Annotated in this window: 12 protein-coding genes, 1 tRNA gene, 1 pseudogene and 1 riboswitch; of the genes and pseudogenes, 2 read left to right on the forward strand and 12 right to left on the reverse strand. The window is 68.4% G+C overall.

The annotated features are described in order from the left end of the window. Positions 1–6: 6 nt before the first annotated feature. The 5 genes from cobW to GGQ63_RS18090 form a co-directional block, all read right to left on the reverse strand. Entirely contained in the window at positions 7–1,029 is a 1,023-nt protein-coding gene (gene cobW, locus GGQ63_RS18070; protein WP_183858020.1) for a cobalamin biosynthesis protein CobW, read from the reverse strand. Beyond that, positions 1,026–1,592: a bifunctional adenosylcobinamide kinase/adenosylcobinamide-phosphate guanylyltransferase gene (gene cobU / locus GGQ63_RS18075; RefSeq protein WP_183858021.1), complete on the reverse strand. Its 567-nt coding sequence runs from the start codon at positions 1,590–1,592 to the stop codon at positions 1,026–1,028. The genes cobW and cobU overlap by 4 nt, the downstream gene beginning before the upstream one ends. Positions 1,593–1,596: 4 nt before the next feature. After that, positions 1,597–2,358 (reverse strand): CbtA family protein, encoded by a 762-nt coding sequence (locus GGQ63_RS18080; RefSeq protein WP_183858022.1) that lies wholly within the window; start codon positions 2,356–2,358, stop codon positions 1,597–1,599. Positions 2,359–2,374: 16 nt separating this feature from the next. Then, the gene (locus tag GGQ63_RS18085) at positions 2,375–2,551 is read right to left on the reverse strand and encodes a CbtB domain-containing protein (protein WP_183858023.1); all 177 of its coding nucleotides are present in this window, start codon (positions 2,549–2,551) and stop codon (positions 2,375–2,377) included. Positions 2,552–2,582: 31 nt separating this feature from the next. Continuing rightward, positions 2,583–2,803, reverse strand: a riboswitch (cobalamin riboswitch). Between the two features lie 108 nt (positions 2,804–2,911). After that, the gene (locus GGQ63_RS18090; RefSeq protein ID WP_183858024.1) at positions 2,912–3,166 is read right to left on the reverse strand and encodes a hypothetical protein; all 255 of its coding nucleotides are present in this window, start codon (positions 3,164–3,166) and stop codon (positions 2,912–2,914) included. A 264-nt stretch (positions 3,167–3,430) separates the two neighbouring features. Between GGQ63_RS18090 and GGQ63_RS18095 the strand changes: the two genes are divergently transcribed. Continuing rightward, a tRNA-Asn gene (locus GGQ63_RS18095) sits at positions 3,431–3,506 on the forward strand. A 110-nt stretch (positions 3,507–3,616) separates the two neighbouring features. Here the strand turns inward: GGQ63_RS18095 and GGQ63_RS18100 are convergent. The 5 genes from GGQ63_RS18100 to GGQ63_RS18120 all read right to left on the reverse strand — a co-directional run bounded on the left by GGQ63_RS18100 (position 3,617) and on the right by GGQ63_RS18120 (position 12,211). Continuing rightward, complete coding sequence (locus GGQ63_RS18100; RefSeq protein ID WP_183858025.1) at positions 3,617–4,531, reverse strand: restriction endonuclease; 915 nt, start codon at positions 4,529–4,531, stop codon at positions 3,617–3,619. Beyond that, on the reverse strand, positions 4,528–7,203 hold the full coding sequence (locus GGQ63_RS18105; protein ID WP_183858026.1) for a DEAD/DEAH box helicase: 2,676 nt from the start codon (positions 7,201–7,203) through the stop codon (positions 4,528–4,530). Before GGQ63_RS18105 ends, GGQ63_RS18100 begins: the two co-directional genes overlap by 4 nt. After that, on the reverse strand, positions 7,200–8,894 hold the full coding sequence (locus tag GGQ63_RS18110) for a site-specific DNA-methyltransferase (protein ID WP_183858027.1): 1,695 nt from the start codon (positions 8,892–8,894) through the stop codon (positions 7,200–7,202). The genes GGQ63_RS18105 and GGQ63_RS18110 overlap by 4 nt, the downstream gene beginning before the upstream one ends. Positions 8,895–9,108: 214 nt before the next feature. Beyond that, positions 9,109–11,970, reverse strand: a complete 2,862-nt coding sequence (locus GGQ63_RS18115) for an SNF2-related protein (protein ID WP_183858028.1) — start codon at positions 11,968–11,970, stop codon at positions 9,109–9,111. Further along, complete coding sequence (locus tag GGQ63_RS18120; protein ID WP_183858029.1) at positions 11,960–12,211, reverse strand: helix-turn-helix domain-containing protein; 252 nt, start codon at positions 12,209–12,211, stop codon at positions 11,960–11,962. Before GGQ63_RS18120 ends, GGQ63_RS18115 begins: the two co-directional genes overlap by 11 nt. 102 nt (positions 12,212–12,313) lie before the next feature. Between GGQ63_RS18120 and GGQ63_RS18125 the strand changes: the two are divergent. After that, positions 12,314–12,715, forward strand: a pseudogene (locus GGQ63_RS18125) (transposase); the annotation flags it as partial. A gap of 66 nt (positions 12,716–12,781) precedes the next feature. Here the strand turns inward: GGQ63_RS18125 and GGQ63_RS18130 are convergent. Beyond that, positions 12,782–14,377 (reverse strand): LysM peptidoglycan-binding domain-containing M23 family metallopeptidase, encoded by a 1,596-nt coding sequence (locus GGQ63_RS18130; protein WP_183858030.1) that lies wholly within the window; start codon positions 14,375–14,377, stop codon positions 12,782–12,784. A 112-nt stretch (positions 14,378–14,489) separates the two neighbouring features. Beyond that, the gene (locus tag GGQ63_RS18135; protein ID WP_246429880.1) at positions 14,490–15,350 is read right to left on the reverse strand and encodes a protein-L-isoaspartate(D-aspartate) O-methyltransferase; all 861 of its coding nucleotides are present in this window, start codon (positions 15,348–15,350) and stop codon (positions 14,490–14,492) included. Between the last annotated feature and the right edge of the window lie 93 nt (positions 15,351–15,443).

Genomic DNA, 15,443 nt, shown 5'->3' on the forward strand with positions numbered 1-15,443 from the left:
ATGCATCTAGAGGCCGAGCGCCGCCTCGACCGCAGCGCGATCGAGGCCCTTCAGGCCGATCACGACGAGGCCCGAGGCCGGCTTGCCCGGCGCGAACCAGGTCTCGACCCGCGGCCCGACCGCCTGCACGGCGACCGCCGCAGCCTTGCCGGCGACCGCCGCATGGCCCTTGATCCGCAGCACGCCCTCGACCGCCATCGCCGCACGGACGCGGCCGGCGAGATCGTCGGCGCTGGCAGCCGGCGCAACCGTCGTGACGAAACTGTCGAAATCGTCGTGGTCGTGCGCCTCGCCCTCGAGATCGTGATGGCTCTTCCGCGCGAAGGCGTCGTCCTCCGCCGCCGCGCCGAGCCCGAGCAGGATGGCGGGCGGCAGGCCCGCGCCGGTCGCCCGCACGCTCTTCGCCGCGGCGCGCATCTCGCCGCGCACCACGGCCTCGACCCCGCCGAGAGCGGCGGCATCGACGAGATCGGTCTTCGACAGCACCACGAGATCGGCGCAGGCGAGCTGGTCCTCGAAGAGCTCCGCGACCGGATCGTCATGGTCGAGCGACGGATCGGCCGCCCGCTGCGCGGCGAGCGCGGCATCGTCGGGCGCGATCCGCCCCTCCGCCACCGCCGCCGCATCGACCACCGTGACGACGCCATCGACCGTGACGCGGTGGCGGACGCTCGGCCAGGTGAAGGCGCGCACCAGCGGCTGCGGCAGAGCAAGGCCCGAGGTCTCGATGACGATGTGCTCGGGCGCCGGGTCACGGGCGAGCAGCATCTCCATGGTCGGCAGGAAGTCGTCGGCGACGGTGCAGCAGATGCAGCCATTCGTCAGTTCGACGACGGTATCGGGCCGGCAGGCGTCGTCGCCGCATTCGGCGAGCAGGCCGCCGTCGAAGCCCGTCTCGCCGAACTCGTTGACGATCAGCGCGATGCGACGGCCGCCGCTGTTCTCGATCAGATTGCGGATCAGCGTCGTCTTCCCGGCGCCGAGAAAGCCGGTGACGATCGTCGCCGGGATGCGGGGGGATGCGGTCACAGCGAAATCTCCGGTCCGGAGCGGGGTTTCAGGAGCAGCGGAAGGCCGGCGGCGACGAGGACGACGGTCGAGACCGCGGCGGCGATCCGCTGGTTGAGGACGCCCTGCTCGTCGGCGAAGCGGCGGGCGAGCGCGTTGATCGGCACGATGCCCGAGCCGACCTCGTTCGAGACGAGCACGACCGGGCCGGCGGCATCGCGCAGCGTCGCCTCGAGCCGGGCGGTCTCGAGCGCGACGTCGTGGCCGCGCTCGATGAGGTTGGAGAGCCAGAGGGTCAGACAGTCGACGAGCACGGCCCGGCCGGGCGCGGCATGGCGGCCGATCGCCTCGGCGAGCGCGAGGGGCTCCTCGACCGTCCGCCAGCCGGCGCCGCGGCGGGCGCGGTGGGCGGCGACGCGCGCCGCCATCTCGGCATCGCGCGCCTCCGCCGTCGCGACATAGGTGACGGGCCGTCCGCCCTCCCCCGCGAGGCGCTCGGCGAAGCGGCTCTTGCCCGAGCGGGCGCCGCCGAAGACGAGCGCCGTCGGCGGCGCGGACCGCGCCGCCTGTTCGCGACCGGTCATCGGCTCAGGCCGAGGCAGCGAGGCGGCGATGCAACCAGCCGGCGACGAGGCCGGACAGCGACCACAGGACGGCGCTGACGACGATCGAGGCGATGACGAACTCGCCGGCGAGCGCACCCGGATAGGGCACGCCATGGGTCGGCGGCTGCGGCGCGCCGATCGCGTGCGGCGCGACGAGGAGCACGAGACCCGCCACCCGCCAGGGCCAGGAACGGCCGAAGGCGAGCGCCGCGAGGCCGGCCGCGGAGGCCGCCGCCGTGCCGAGCCACCAGGCCTGGCGCGCCGTGATCTCGGCCGCGGCGGTGCCCGGAAGCTCCGGCGGCAGGCCGAGCGCCGGCAGGAGCGAGACCGCGACGAAGCCCGCCGCCCCCCACAGGAGTCCGCTGCGCGCATCGATCCGGCCGCCCTTCAGCACCATCAGGCCGAGCAGGACGAGCGAGACCGCGACCCCGATCAGCAGATTGGCGAGCGCGGTATAGGCGGTGCGCTCGAAGCCGTCCGCCGGCTCCCAGGCATCCGCGTCGTGGACATGGCCGGACGCCGCGTGGTCGTGCGCGCCGTGGTCGTGGCCGCCCGCAGCCGCCCCGGCCGGAGCGGTGGCGAACGCCGCGGGCGCGGCCTCCGCGGCAGGCGCGGCCTCCGCGGCGCCCTCGAAGGTTTCGGCGTGGAGGATCAGCGGCTCGGTGGTGGCGCGCTGCAGCGCGGTCACGGCGACGCATGCGACGAGGCCGGCGCCGAAGGCGCTCAGAACGATCGATCGGAACATGGGACTCTCCGGCCGCTCAGTGACAGGGCAGGCCGAAGGAATGGCGCGTGTCGTGCGTCGCGTTGTGGATGGCGCTCGGGGCGGCAAAGCCGGTGCCGAGGAAGAGCGCGAGGCCGAGAAGAACGGCGCCGAGCGCGGGAACAATACGGGCAGAGAGGCCGGCCGCAGCGCGGGCCTCGGTCGAGATCGTCATGGTCGCTCCTTTGCCGTCCCACCGACGGCCGGGTTCATCGCGTGCGCCGGCTGGTCTCCTGGCTCGCGGCTCGAACGCGCTCGCCGACGCCTTCCCGGTTTCCCAGTGGCCTGTCTTCGGCAGCGCTCGCCGCTCACAGTTGCGGGGGCAGCTTCGGCTTGGGCACCCTCGAGGAGGTCTTGCCCGACCGAATTCCCATTTCATCCCCGCGGGCCTTGGGCCCGATGGGGAACCGACGCGAGGAGAAGTGGTAGACCCCGGCGGCCCGCCACGCAAGGCGATACCGCAGCTGCTCCGAACCGAGGCGCAGAAGGAGCGCGACCGCCTTCTGCGGCGGAGACCGGCCGCGATCGGCGGGCGCTATTCCCCGGGAACCGGTTTCCGCCGCCAGGCGCGCCAGCGGCGGATCATGCCGACCTCGGAGCGGCGGCGCATGCGGCGGACGCGGGCGAAATCGTGCGACAGGATGATCATGCCGAGCGGCAGCATCCAAACACCGAGCACCGGCAGGAAGCTCAGGAGCCCGCCCGCAACGAAGGCCCCGCCGAGGCCGATTCGCGCGGCACGGTTCGAAGGGAGCTTGATCGAGCGTCGGCCGAATCGAATCGTCGGCATGGTCCTGTCCTTCCGCAGCCCGCCGGAACGCCGGCGCAGCCGCTGCCTCACATCGTCACGCCGAGACGATGGTTCAAGCAATGGCCCACCGCACGGCGCGCGGAAATCGCATGCCACCAACGCCGCCGGTCCCTGCCCGTTTCGGCCGACGACCGCAGCCCCTGCCGGAGCCGACGGTGGAATACGTCCCCTCCCCCCAAGATTGCCCCTTGGCAGAGCCGCCAAGCCTTTGTTATAGGGGCGCCCACGACGCGTCGCCGTCATTCCTCGGTAGCTCAGCTGGTAGAGCACGCGACTGTTAATCGCTAGGTCGTTGGTTCGAGTCCAACCCGGGGAGCCAAATTCGAGAACGCGCTCGGAGCCTGCTCCGGGCGCGTTTCCGTTTCTGGTCCCGACGATCATCTCCGAAAGCACGTCAAGGAGTTGGCGGAGCGTGCGGCGCCGCGACGGTCATTCCTCGACAAAGAAATCCTCGTCGATCCGCTTGAATTCCAGCACGCGGCTCGATCGGACGCCGACGCCGTGCTCGATCATGAGTTCGGTGAGCCTCTTCCCGTCGATCAGGATGACGCGTTGCGGGATGCGTGCGGCGAATTCGACGGCCTGCGGAGAGAAGGTCGAGGTGGTGACGAACACGCCCTTGGTCGCGCCGAGCCCGACGAGGCTGCCGGTGAAGGCCTGGACGTCAGGACGACCAACGGATGTGCCCGGAGCGTAGCGTTTGGCCTGCACATAAACGCGGTCGAGGCCGAGAACATCCTCGTTGATCACGCCGTCGACACCGCCGTCACCGGTGCGGCCGAGCTGGGCCGCAGCATTCCGATGCGAACCGCCATAGCCCATCGCAACGAGAAGATCGACGATCAGCCCCTCGAAGAAGCCCGGTCCGTTCTGGAGCGTGCGTTCCAGAAGCTCTGTTCGGAGCGCGGCCTGCGTGGCGTTGAACGCCGCCTCGATCACTTCCTCGGGTGTCGCAGCGGGCGCGGCGTCTTGCGGCGTTGCGCCGATCGTCTCCTGGGCTTGGTCGGCCCGGTAGAATTCCCGGAACGCCGGCACGGACAGCAGGTATTGCGTATCGAGCTTTGCCGGCGGGTTCGCCAGCAGCGCGGATCCCGCGGGCGTGATGGCGAACCGGCCACGCCTGGGGGTTTCCAGGTATCCCGCCTTGGTCAGGTAGAACTTCGCCCAATGGATGCGGTTGTGCAGGACGCGCTGTTTTCCGCTCGGGAGCATCTGGTCGCGCGCCTCCTGCGGGAGCGCGAACATCGCCGCGATCTGCCCTTCCGCGAGCGGCACGGAGGTCTCCCCCTTCGCCGCAACGCGCAGAACGGGGAGCATGAGCGACTGGTAATCCGGGATGCTCATCGCGTCTCCCCGAATCGCTGCAGAAGACCGGCGAGCGTCATGTTCTCCGCGATCGCGTCATGCGGGATCAGCGCATAGCGCCAGGGCTTGCCGCCATGGCTCACCGCATGATGGCTCGCGTGCCGGCACCATTCGAGCGCGGAGTCGCGCTTCGCGAGCACGTCCGGATCGGTCATCTGGTTGGATGCCTTGGGTTCGAGCATCAGGATGCTCTCATCCGTCTCTGCGACGAAGTCGGGCTGGTATTCCTGAGGGTCCGAACCGCTGCGATAGAACAGCTGGAACTGGCCGCGCGCCGGCTTGAACCATTTCTGCGCTTCCCGATCGAGAATGACGGCGAGCTTGCGCTCCGCGTCCGACTGGAATTTCTGCGTCGGGTACAAGCACCTCAGAAATCCGCCAAAGAGATATCGGGCCATATTGGCCTTGTCTGCAGGAGATCGGCGGAAGTCGAGCGGCGCCTCACCCGCGGCCGCGGTGTAGGCGCTCTTGCGCAACTCTGTGAAGCCCCGCGTGACGACGACGTCATACTCCACCCCCGCGTCCTGCCAGAAGTGCGCCTGCATCTGCGCGTGCACGAAGCGGGCGATCTCCTGCCTGTGAAGCCGCAGAATCTTGCGGACGCCCTCTTCCGGATGCGTCGCCAGAAGATGGCTCGTCACCTGGGCCGCGAGGTCGTACAGCAGGTCGGCATGCTCGTCATAGGCGATGTCGTCGAAGTCGACGAGGCCGCTGACGACATGATCCTCCAGCCGCTGCTCATCGATGATGCCGGCGCCGGGGCCGATCCGGTCGACCTGCCCCGTTCTGAGATGAGCGGCCCACAGCGTTTCGTTCGGCACCTCGTAGCGCATGCGGGAGAGGTCGAGCGTGAAGGGATGGAAGCCCGACTTCACCTCGCCCCTGGGCGTGACGAGAATGCGGGGAATGTCGATCGTCTGCTGGACGACGAGGTCGACCGTCCTCGCGACGATCGCCGTGAGATCGGGCTGCTCGGCGATCCCCTCCAGTTCGAGCTGGGCGGGCCGATACCGGCTTTCGACCTCGCGCAGAACCGCCGCCCGGACCTCGGGCTTCTGCAAATGGGCGACGCCGGGCAGGCGCGACGGCTCGGTCTCCATCCTGCGGATCACGTCATAGGCGATCCGCGCGACCTGCTGCGCCTCGTGCGTGAACTCGGCCGGCGCTTCCCCGAAGCCCGCAGTCCCGTTCACCGGCGCATCGGAGCGCAGGCCGAGCCTGGCCTCGAGCTGCGGCCGCGATTCGACCGTGACCGTCTTCTGCTGCAACTGCGCCTCGGTCAGCACGACCTGCTGCAGGCGGATGGCCGAATCCGGCCTGCGCGCCTCGTCGACGATCTCCTGGAAGCGGTCGTGCGCCACGATGTTCAGCCGGTCGACGGCGGTCACCCCCGTCCGCCGGCCATAGGGAAGCCGCAGGCCGCGGCCGATCGATTGCTCGATCAGCGTGCGGGCATTGGCGGCGCGCAGCGGCACGATCGTATAGAGATTGGTGACGTCCCAGCCTTCCTTCAGCATGTTGACGTGGATGACGATCTCGGTCGGCTCGTCCGGGCTCTCGACCTTCAGGAGCCGGCCGATCGTCTCCTCCTCCTTCACGCTCGAATCGACCTGGATGACCTTGTCCGCATAGCGCCCTTCGAAGAAGGCGGCGGACCGAATGAGGCTCATCAGCTCCGCGGCGTGCGCGGTGTCGCGCGCGATCACCAGCATGAAGGGCTTGACGATCCGCTCGCCGGCCTGCCGCGCATAGGTCTCCAGTTCGACCTTGACGCTTTCGTGCAGGCGCACGCCGTCTTCGAGCTTGATCTGCTGCAATTGCTCGGGCGATTTGCCCGCCGCGACGAAGTTCTCGCGCGTGACGACGGCGGGCTCTTTCACGAAGCCGTCCGCCATGGCGCGGCCGAGCGGATAGTCGAAGATCACGTTCTGGAAGGCGACGGGGCCGCGGGCCGTCTCGACGAGCGGCGTGGCGGTCAGCTCGAGCCCCATCACCGGCTGCAACTCGTTGATGGCGCGCACGCCCGCCGTCGCGCGGTAGCGGTGCGACTCGTCCATGATCAGGACGAGGTCCTTCAGCCCCGCGAGATAATCGAAATAGCTCTCGCCGATTTCCTCCCGGAAGCTGCGGATGCGCGGGCTGCGGCCGCCGCGCACTTCGGAGTTGATCTTCGAAATGTTGAAGATGTTGACGGTGACGGGAAACAGATTGCCGCCGCTGGCGATCCGGCGCTCGAAATTGTCGCCCGTCGTGATGACCGGGGGCGAGATCGCGAACTCGGCAATGCCCTTCAGCACGTATTTCGGCGTGTTGGGCATGAAATCGGCGGTCAGCTTGTTGTAGATCGTCAGGTTGGGTGCGAGCACGAAGAAATTGTTGAGGCCGTGCGCCAGATGGAGATAGGCGATGAAGGCACCCATCAGCCGGGTCTTGCCGACGCCGGTGGCGAGCGCGAAGCACAGGCTCGGGAAGTCGCGCTCGAAATCCGTGACGCCGGGAAATTCGGTCCGGATCGCGGCGAGCGCCGCTTCGAGGTCGACGCCCTTCTGCGGCGGCACCAGTTCGGTGACGCGATCGAGAATTTCGAGCGACTGGCGCTGCGGCGCGCGCAGGCTGAGGCGCCCGGCGATCGCGTTGACGTGACGGTTCATGGCTCGTCGTCTCCCGCGCGATCGAACAGGCCCGGCTGGGCGGCGGCGGACCGGGGCGACGGCCTGCCGGCGGCCTCCGCCGCGGGCGGCGAAGCGCCCCGGCCGGGCGGCGCCTTGGGCAGGTTCTCGACATTGAGGCTGTAGTCGTCATGGCCCCATTCGCAGCGGTCGCGAATGTGATTGGGGATCTTCTTCACCGTCAGATTGGGCCAGGCGGAGGCATTGCCCCGGAAGGCGGCGCAGAGCACGAGCAGCGTTCGGCCCTCGCCGACCTCCTCGCTCAGGGCGGCGAGCTGCTCGGGGCCGAGCGTCTGCGTCGTCACATAGAGGAAGTCGCGCTCGGTCGAGGTGCCGTGCTGCCAATAGACGCTGTCGCTCGGGGCATAGGTGAAGCCCTCGATCTTGCACAAGGCCTCGGCCAGCATCTCGGCATTGTAGGCCTTCGCGATGACCTCGCGGCCCCATTTGTCCTTTTCGAGCAGCGACGGGGCGAGCTTGAAATAGCGGAAACCGCCGCCGCCCCGCCAGCCGGTCGCCTCGGTCACGCCGCCGGGGTCCGCACCGTCGATCACCTTCTTCAGGCGCGGAATGATGTGGGTGTGGCAGTGCTCGCCCAGTTCCACCATGATCCAGCGGCGGCCCATCTTGTGCGCGACGGCGCCAGTCGTGCCGGAACCGGCGAAGGAATCGAGGACGAGGTCGCCGGGGTTGGTGGCAATCTGAACTATACGATGAATAAGCCGCTCAGGCTTTGGAGTATCGAAAGGCAGAGTGTCAGGGAAAAGAGATTGAATTTCGCGCTTGGCTTCTTGCGAATGCCCAACTTCCGTGTGGGGCCACCAGGTTCGTGGCACCATCCCAGCCTGAACTTCATTCAGGTACAGTTTTACTGCAGGATTGTTGTCTCCCTTTGTGCCAAAGACAATCCGGCCCTCATCAACCATTCGCCAGAAATCTGGCTCTGTCATCCGCCAGTGGCTCCCTTTTGGTGGACGAACTTCACGTCCAGATGGAGTCCTGATTGCATACATCAGGCCCTCATGACGCTCTTCGGCAGCGAAAATGGGGCCTAGGCGCCATGGGCCCCTAGAATCATTATCGGGGTTCTTGTACTTGCTCGCTGTTGCTTCATCGCGGGGCAACAGGTTCCGCTTGAATCGCCACTGCTGCCCAAGCGGCGAATAGATCAGGACGTAGTTATGGCTTGGCGATATCGCTGCTGCATTGCTACGTCCGTAGAAATTTTCCCAGACTGCCGAGGCCACGAAGTTCTGACGACCGAAAACCTCATCGCACATCACTTTAAAGTAGTGTGCCTCATTATCATCTAGCGTGACCCAGAGAGAGCCATCCTCCGACAATAGTCTCCGAATTATCTCCAGTCGGTCCCGCATTAAGCCAAGCCAGATCGAGTGCTCCAGGCCATCGTCATAATGCTCAAACGCGCTGCCGGTGTTGTAAGGCGGGTCGATGAAGACGCACTTCACCTTGCCGGCGAACTCCTGCTCCAGCGCCTTCAGCGCGAGCAGATTGTCGCCGAAGATCAGCCGATTGTCGAAAATGTCGCCGTCGCTCACGCGATGCCTGGCGTGATAGGACTTCGCCGGGTCTTCGAGCAGAATGCGCGGCTCCAGCCGCGGCCGGTTCTCCTTGCCCACCCAGGTCAGTTCGAGCTTCTGCTTCTTCGTCATGCGGGGTCCGTGGCGGCTGCGGTGCCGGCCGGCGCGGCGCCGGCAGGAACCTGTGGTGTGGCGGCGGCATGCGGTGCAGCCGGGCGAAGCCGGCCCGTCCCGGCGCATGGCGGCGCCTCGGCGGGCCTGCGCGAGGTGGCGGGATCGCGATCGTGCGGCGCCGCCGGAGCGCCGCTTCGATGCGAGCGATCTTCTGCGCGGCGTCGGGCATCGGTCAAGCCAGTCGCCAGCGGAGGATGAACAGCGGCGCGACCGCGACCTTCTGTTCGAGCCGCGCCTCGATCTGCGCGATCAGCGCCGCCCGCTGCGCATCGATCCGGTCCTGCGCGTCGAAAAGGGACCGGCGCTTCTGATTGCGTGTCGCTTCGAGCGTCTTGATCCGCTTCTGGCCCGCGAGCTTGTCTTCGAGCGCGACGGCGCTCGCGGCGGCACGCCGGGCCTCCTTGACGAGCCGGTCGATTTCCCTGATCTCGCGCTCGAGCCCGACCTTCAGGTCGTCCGCCCAGCCGTCGAGCTTGTCGGCCTCCGCTTCGAAGAAGCGCGCGTTCCGTTTCGACACGCCGCCGCGGATCAGCGCCCCGCTCTCGCTCAGGAGCCGGTCGAGGCGCATCACGATACCGGCTTCGGGCGCGACGTCCCCTCCGCGCGCCGCCTCGATCGTCAGAAGGCGGTCGCAGACCTCCCCGCCGAGCGGCTCGCCGTCATCCGCGATGCCGGCGAGGAGGATGTGATCTTCCGCCTCGTCGAGCGCTTCGACCGTCATCAGGGAGGCGGCCAGCCAGCCGGCCCTGCCGATGAACGGCTCCAGAATGCTGATCCTGCCGGCATGGCCGGCGTAATCGAAATGCACCTCGGCGGGGGCGAGCGGGCGCGCCTTCGCGCGGGCGACGACCGCCTCGCCGAGCGGATGGCCGAGCCGATAGGTGTGCGCCTCGCCGGATCGTCGCGGCAATTCGTAGAGCCCGGACGGGATCGCCGCGCCGTTCGCCCATGGCGGCCGCGCCCGCAGGGTGAAGGACGAGCCGTCGTGGAACGTCGCCTGCCCGTCGAGCTCGTGCCGCGTCAGGCGCATCAGTCTCTGCTCGTGGCGGTCGAGATGGACCTTCGCGTCCTCGTCGCGGACGCGCAGCTTCTCCCGCACCTCGTCGTCGAACTCTTCGAGGAGCTTCTGGCGCGTCCGGCTCATCGCCGTGTCGATCTCGAGGCTGAGCTCCGACTGCAGTCGATCGAAGGCGGCGCGGATCTGTTCGGGCCGGCGGCATTCCTGATAGATGGCGGCGATCCTCTTCTCGAAATCGACGCCGGACTCGATCGCGCCGAGCACCTCGTCGCTGGCACCGAAAACGCCCTCGAAGAGCCGGAACTTTTCGGAGAGAAGCCGGTGGACACGCTGATCCGCCTCGTTCTTGCGATTGATGAAGTTGACGACGACGACGTCGTGCTTCTGGCCGTAGCGGTGGCAGCGGCCGATCCGCTGCTCGACGCGCTGCGGGTTCCACGGCAGGTCATAGTTCACGACGAGCGAACAGAATTGCAGGTTGATGCCCTCGGCGCCGGCCTCCGTCGCGATCATGATCTGGCCTTCGTCGCGGAAAAAATCGACCAGAGCGGACCGCATGTCGGCGGTTCTCGATCCGGTGACGCGATCCGATCCGGCGTGGCGCTCGATCCAGCGCGCGTAGATCGCGCGCGAGGGCGGATCGGTGTTCGTTCCATTGAACAGAACGACGCCCTTCGCATAGGGGCTCTCGGAGAGGATTCTCTGAAGGTATTCCTGCGTTTTTCGTGACTCGGTGAAGATGATCGCCTTCTCCGCACCGCCGAGCTGGCGCGCCTTCGCGAACGCCAGGTGCAATACTTTCAGCAGCGCCGTGCCCTTGGCGTTGTGCTCGATCGAGGTCGCCAGTTTGGCGAAGGATTCGAGATCGGCGATCTCCGCCGCGATCGCCGCGCGGTCGGCCCCGGTGAGCGCCTCTTCGTCCGCGTCCGCGGGCCACTCGTCGGCGGTCGCATCGAGAGCCTCGAAGTCCTCGGACAGCTCGTCCTCCAGCGACGTCGCAACCGGATGCGCAGCGAGCTTCGCCTTCAGCCTGTGCGAGATCGAGTTCAACGCGCCCGCGATCGCGAATGTCGACGAAGCCAGCAGCTTGCGCAGGACGAGCGTCATCAGCGACCGCTGGCCAGAGGGCAGCGCCTGCAGATCGTCGCGCTGCAGATAGTCGGAGACGAGCTGATAGAGGCGGTCCTCGCCGGCTGCGGGTGTGAACTCCTCGATCAGAGGCAGGCGACGCGTATAGGGGATGTAGGCCGTCACCTGGCGGCGCAGCGTGCGGTGGCAGATCGGCTTCAGGCGCTCCTTCAGCGCCTCGAAGTTCCGTTTGTCGCCCGGATTCGCGAACTGCTCGCGGAAGCTCTTGACGTCTCCGAAGGCGTGCTCATCGATGAAACTGACGAGGCCGTACAGCTCGAGCAGCGAATTCTGCAGCGGCGTCGCGGTCAGCAGCAGCTTGTTCTTCCGAGCAAGGGCGTTCTTGAGTGTGTTGGCAATGACATTGGAGGGTTTGTAGACGTTCCTGAGCCGGTGGGCCTCGTCGATGACGACGAGATCCCACGGCACCCGCTGCACATCCGACACCTTCGTGCGCGCGAACTGATAAGAACAGATCACAATGGCATTTTCGACTTCGAATGGCTGAAGAGATCCATCTCGAAGGGACTGGTTGTAAGACTTCGACTCGAGGATCACAGCCGGAAGCAGGAATTTCTCGCTCAGTTCCTGGTGCCATTGTTTGCGCAAGTTCGAGGGCGCAATGACGAGGATACGCCGCTTTCGCTCGGCCCATCTCTGCGCGATGACCAATCCGGCTTCAATGGTCTTCCCGAGGCCGACTTCGTCGGCGAGCAGCGCTCCCTTCGAGAGAGGCGACGCGAAGGCGAACAGCGCAGCGTCGACCTGATGCGGGTTCAGATCGACCTGAGCGCCGGCCACCGCACCCGCCAGACGTTCCGAACTGTCGGGCGCACACCGTTTCGTCAGCGCGTGAGCGAGGTATTTGGCGTGGAAGTCAGTGATCATCCGGCCTCCCCCGATCCGTCGCCTCCTCGTCTGAAGGCCTGGGGTCATCCTTCGGCGTCGACGGCTTCTGGAGGGCCTTCTGCGCCTCTATCCAACCGTCGAGATCGACCCGCTTGAACCGCCACTGCCCCCTCACCTTGAATGCCGGGATCTCCGCGCGTTGGGCCATCGTGTAGACGGTCTTTTCCGCCACCTTCAGCAGGCCCGCCACTTCCGGCAAGGTGAGAATCTCGTCGGGCATCGGCCACGCCTCTGGTCAAGGGTTGGCAAAGGATGCCAGAGTCCGCCGGACAGAGCCAGCTCCGGCGCGCGTGTGAGCGCGGACGGGCGGAAGCTGCGCTCCATGGCCTCGCGCTGTTCGCCGGGCCGCTTCCCGCGGGCGGGGAAAGCCCCTCGGCGAGCAGACGCTCGGCGAAGGCCTTCAGGCTCTCGTCGAGGCGACGCCCGCGCCGCCGACGTGCTGATCGACGAGGCGGCGGGCATGAAGCGGCTGATCGCCGACAAGGGCTACGACGCCAACCGCCTCCGCGCCCGCATCCGGGCGCAGGGCGCGATCCCCGTCATCCCCGGCCGCCGCAACCGCGAGCGCCCGATCCGGTACGACGAGCGACGTTACAAGGACCGTTGGCGGATCGAGGCCATGTTCTGCAGGCTCGAGGACTTTCGACGCGTCGCAACCCGCTACGACGAACTCGCCCGGAACTTCCTCTCAGCCGTCCACCTCGCCGCAGCCGTCGCATTCTGGCTGCGAGCGAGTCTCGACCCTGGACCGGGAGGGGTGAGGGTGCGCATCCCGCAGCCCGGAAATCGATCACGCCCCCGACAGATAGTCGAGCGGGTTGACCGGCCGCGAACCGCGCCGGAGCTCGAAATGGAGCTGCGGCTGGGTCACCGAGCCCGTGGCGCCGGCCCGCGAGATGATCTGGCCGCGCCGCACCGTATCGCCGCGCTTCACCAGGATGTCGCTGTTGTGGGCATAGGCCGAGACCCAGCCATCGGCGTGCCGCACCAGCACCAGCTTGCCATACCCCTCGAGCTCCGACCCGGCATAGATCACCGTGCCGGCCTCGGCGGCCTTGACCGAGGTGCCTTCCGGCACCGCGAGGTTGATGCCGTCATTGCGCTCGCCACCCGTCGAGCCGCCGAAGCCGGAGATGATCCGGCCGCGCACCGGCCAGCGGAAGGTGGTGCCGTTCGCCGAGCCGGGATCGGCCGTGTCGACGGTGGCGGCGGGCGCGTCCGGCTGCTTCGCCGGGGCATAGGCGACGGTCTGTTCAGCGCCGGCCGGCGTCGCCGGGCGGGCGATCGAGGCGCTCGGGGTCTCGCCCTGCGGCGGCTCGACGGTCTTCGGACCGACCACGCGGACCGCCGGACGCCCGGCCTCCGCCGATGCCACGATCTCCGGCTCCGCGGGAGGCACGGCTGCGGCAACGCGCGCCGGAGCCTGTTCCCGGGCGCTCGGCGAGGCGGACGCGAGCCGGTCGCGGCCCTCCGGATCCTCGCCGCGCGGCCGATCCTCCCGGCGCGCCGGCTCGGCGCGCAGCGCGACCGCAGACGGCTCGGGGGCATGGCCGGGAATGCGCAGCTTCTGGCCGGAACGAAGGCCGTTCGGCGAAGAGAGGCCGTTCGCCTTGACGAGATCGGCGACCGAAACATTGTAGAGGCGCGCGATCGTTCCGAGCGTCTGCCCGGCGCTCACCGTATGGACGCCGGCCGGCGCATCCGCCGAGGCGAGAGGGGCCGGCCGATCCCGCTCCGCCGCCGGCACCGGGCCGGAGGCGAGCCGCATTTCCGGCTGCCGGCCGCCTCGCTCGCCGCCGCGCGGCGGCAGGGCGGCGGGCTCGGCCGAAGCGACGACCGGGCCGCGATCGGAACCGCCGCCCGGGATGACGAGGCGCTGACCGATGCGCACCGAGCCGGGATCGGAAATGCCGTTCGCACGGACGATCTCGGCGACCGGGACGCCGTAGCGGCGCGACAGGGCCGAGAGCGTATCGCCCGAGCCGATGGTGACCGTCGTGCCGGCGGATTCCGTCCGCGCAGGCGCAAGAGGGGCCGGCCGGGCCACTTCGGCGACGGCGACCGGCGCCGGCCGGTAAGGCGACTGGTCGGGCTGCGCCGCGACGGAGCGGCCGCTCGGCAGCATGGGCGGCGGCAGCGTGCCGCGGGCGACCACGGGCGGCGCCGAGGGCGCGGCGATATCGTCGTCGTTCGACGCGAGAACCGGCGGCATCGGCTGGCCCGCCCCGCCGATGATCGTCCGCTGGTTGTCGGTCGTGGCCGTGAAGGCCGGACCGCGGAACCGCGAACCATCGGCACTGCAGGCGCCGAGAAGCCCGGCGAGGAGGGCGACCGCCGCAACCTGGGACAGGGTCTGCGCCCGGAAGATCGTCACTTCGCTACGCATCGCTCAACTCACACCAGCACGATCGACAGGCCGGGAGTTAACGCCGGTAACGTTGACAAAGGTTTAAGCGCGTCCCGAAAAGCCGGGAAAACATCGGCCGGCCCGCCCCCGCTCAGAGCCGCGCGGCCTTGCCCGGGATCAGCGGAATGGCGCGAACCGGCGCGATCGGCGTCGCGTCGAGGCTCCCCTCGGCGGTCCGCTCGACCCGCATCAACATCTGCGGCCCCTCGGCCGGCCCGACCGGCATGACGAGGACCCCGCCGGGGCGGAGCTGTTCCGCGAGCACCGCCGGTACCCCTTCCGCCGAGCCCGAGGAGACGATCCGGTCGAAGGGTGCCTTGTCCGGCCAGCCCCCGAAACCGTCCCCGAACACCGCTGTGACATTCTCGATGCCGAGCCCGGCGAGGCGCGACTGGGCGGCGAGGACGAGGGTGCGGAAACGATCGACCGTGTAGACCCGGTGGCAGAGCCGGGCGAGCACGGCGGTCATGTAGCCGGTGCCGGTGCCGATCTCGAGCACGCGGTCGGTCGGCTGCGGCGCGAGCGCCGCGAGGATCCGGGCGACGACGATCGGTGGCGTCGAAACCTGGCCGCAATCGATCGGCAGGCCGCGGTCCGAGAACGGTGGATAGTCCGCGGGGATGAAGACGGTCCGCGGCGCCGCCTCGAGCGCCGCCGAGAGGCGCCGGTCGGTGACGCCCATCCGGCGCAGGCGGAGCAGGAAGGCGGCGATTTCCAGGAAAGGATCCGGCGAAGCGGCCTCGGGCGGTGCGACCGCCGCAGGGTGATCGAGACTCGGCATCTCCGCCACCGGCGGCGGCGTGATGTCCACCGAGCCATGGCCATGGCCGTGCAGAATCCGCTCGCGGATCCGCGCGCCCCAGCTGCCCTGCGCCTTCGCCCCGGCAGACTTGCCCGCCGGAGCCTTTGCCGTCGGCGCCTTGGCGCCGAGTCCCGTCGTGCCGAGTGCCATACGCAACGCGCCCTCGCTTCCCCCCTCTCATGGCAGGGCGAGAGTAAACGCCGTGTTAGCGCGGTCGCGAACGGTTATGTGCGTCGGGTTCTG

Origin of the sequence: Prosthecomicrobium pneumaticum (genome assembly GCF_014199915.1) — a bacterium.
In the GTDB taxonomy this organism is placed as follows: domain Bacteria; phylum Pseudomonadota; class Alphaproteobacteria; order Rhizobiales; family Kaistiaceae; genus Prosthecomicrobium; species Prosthecomicrobium pneumaticum.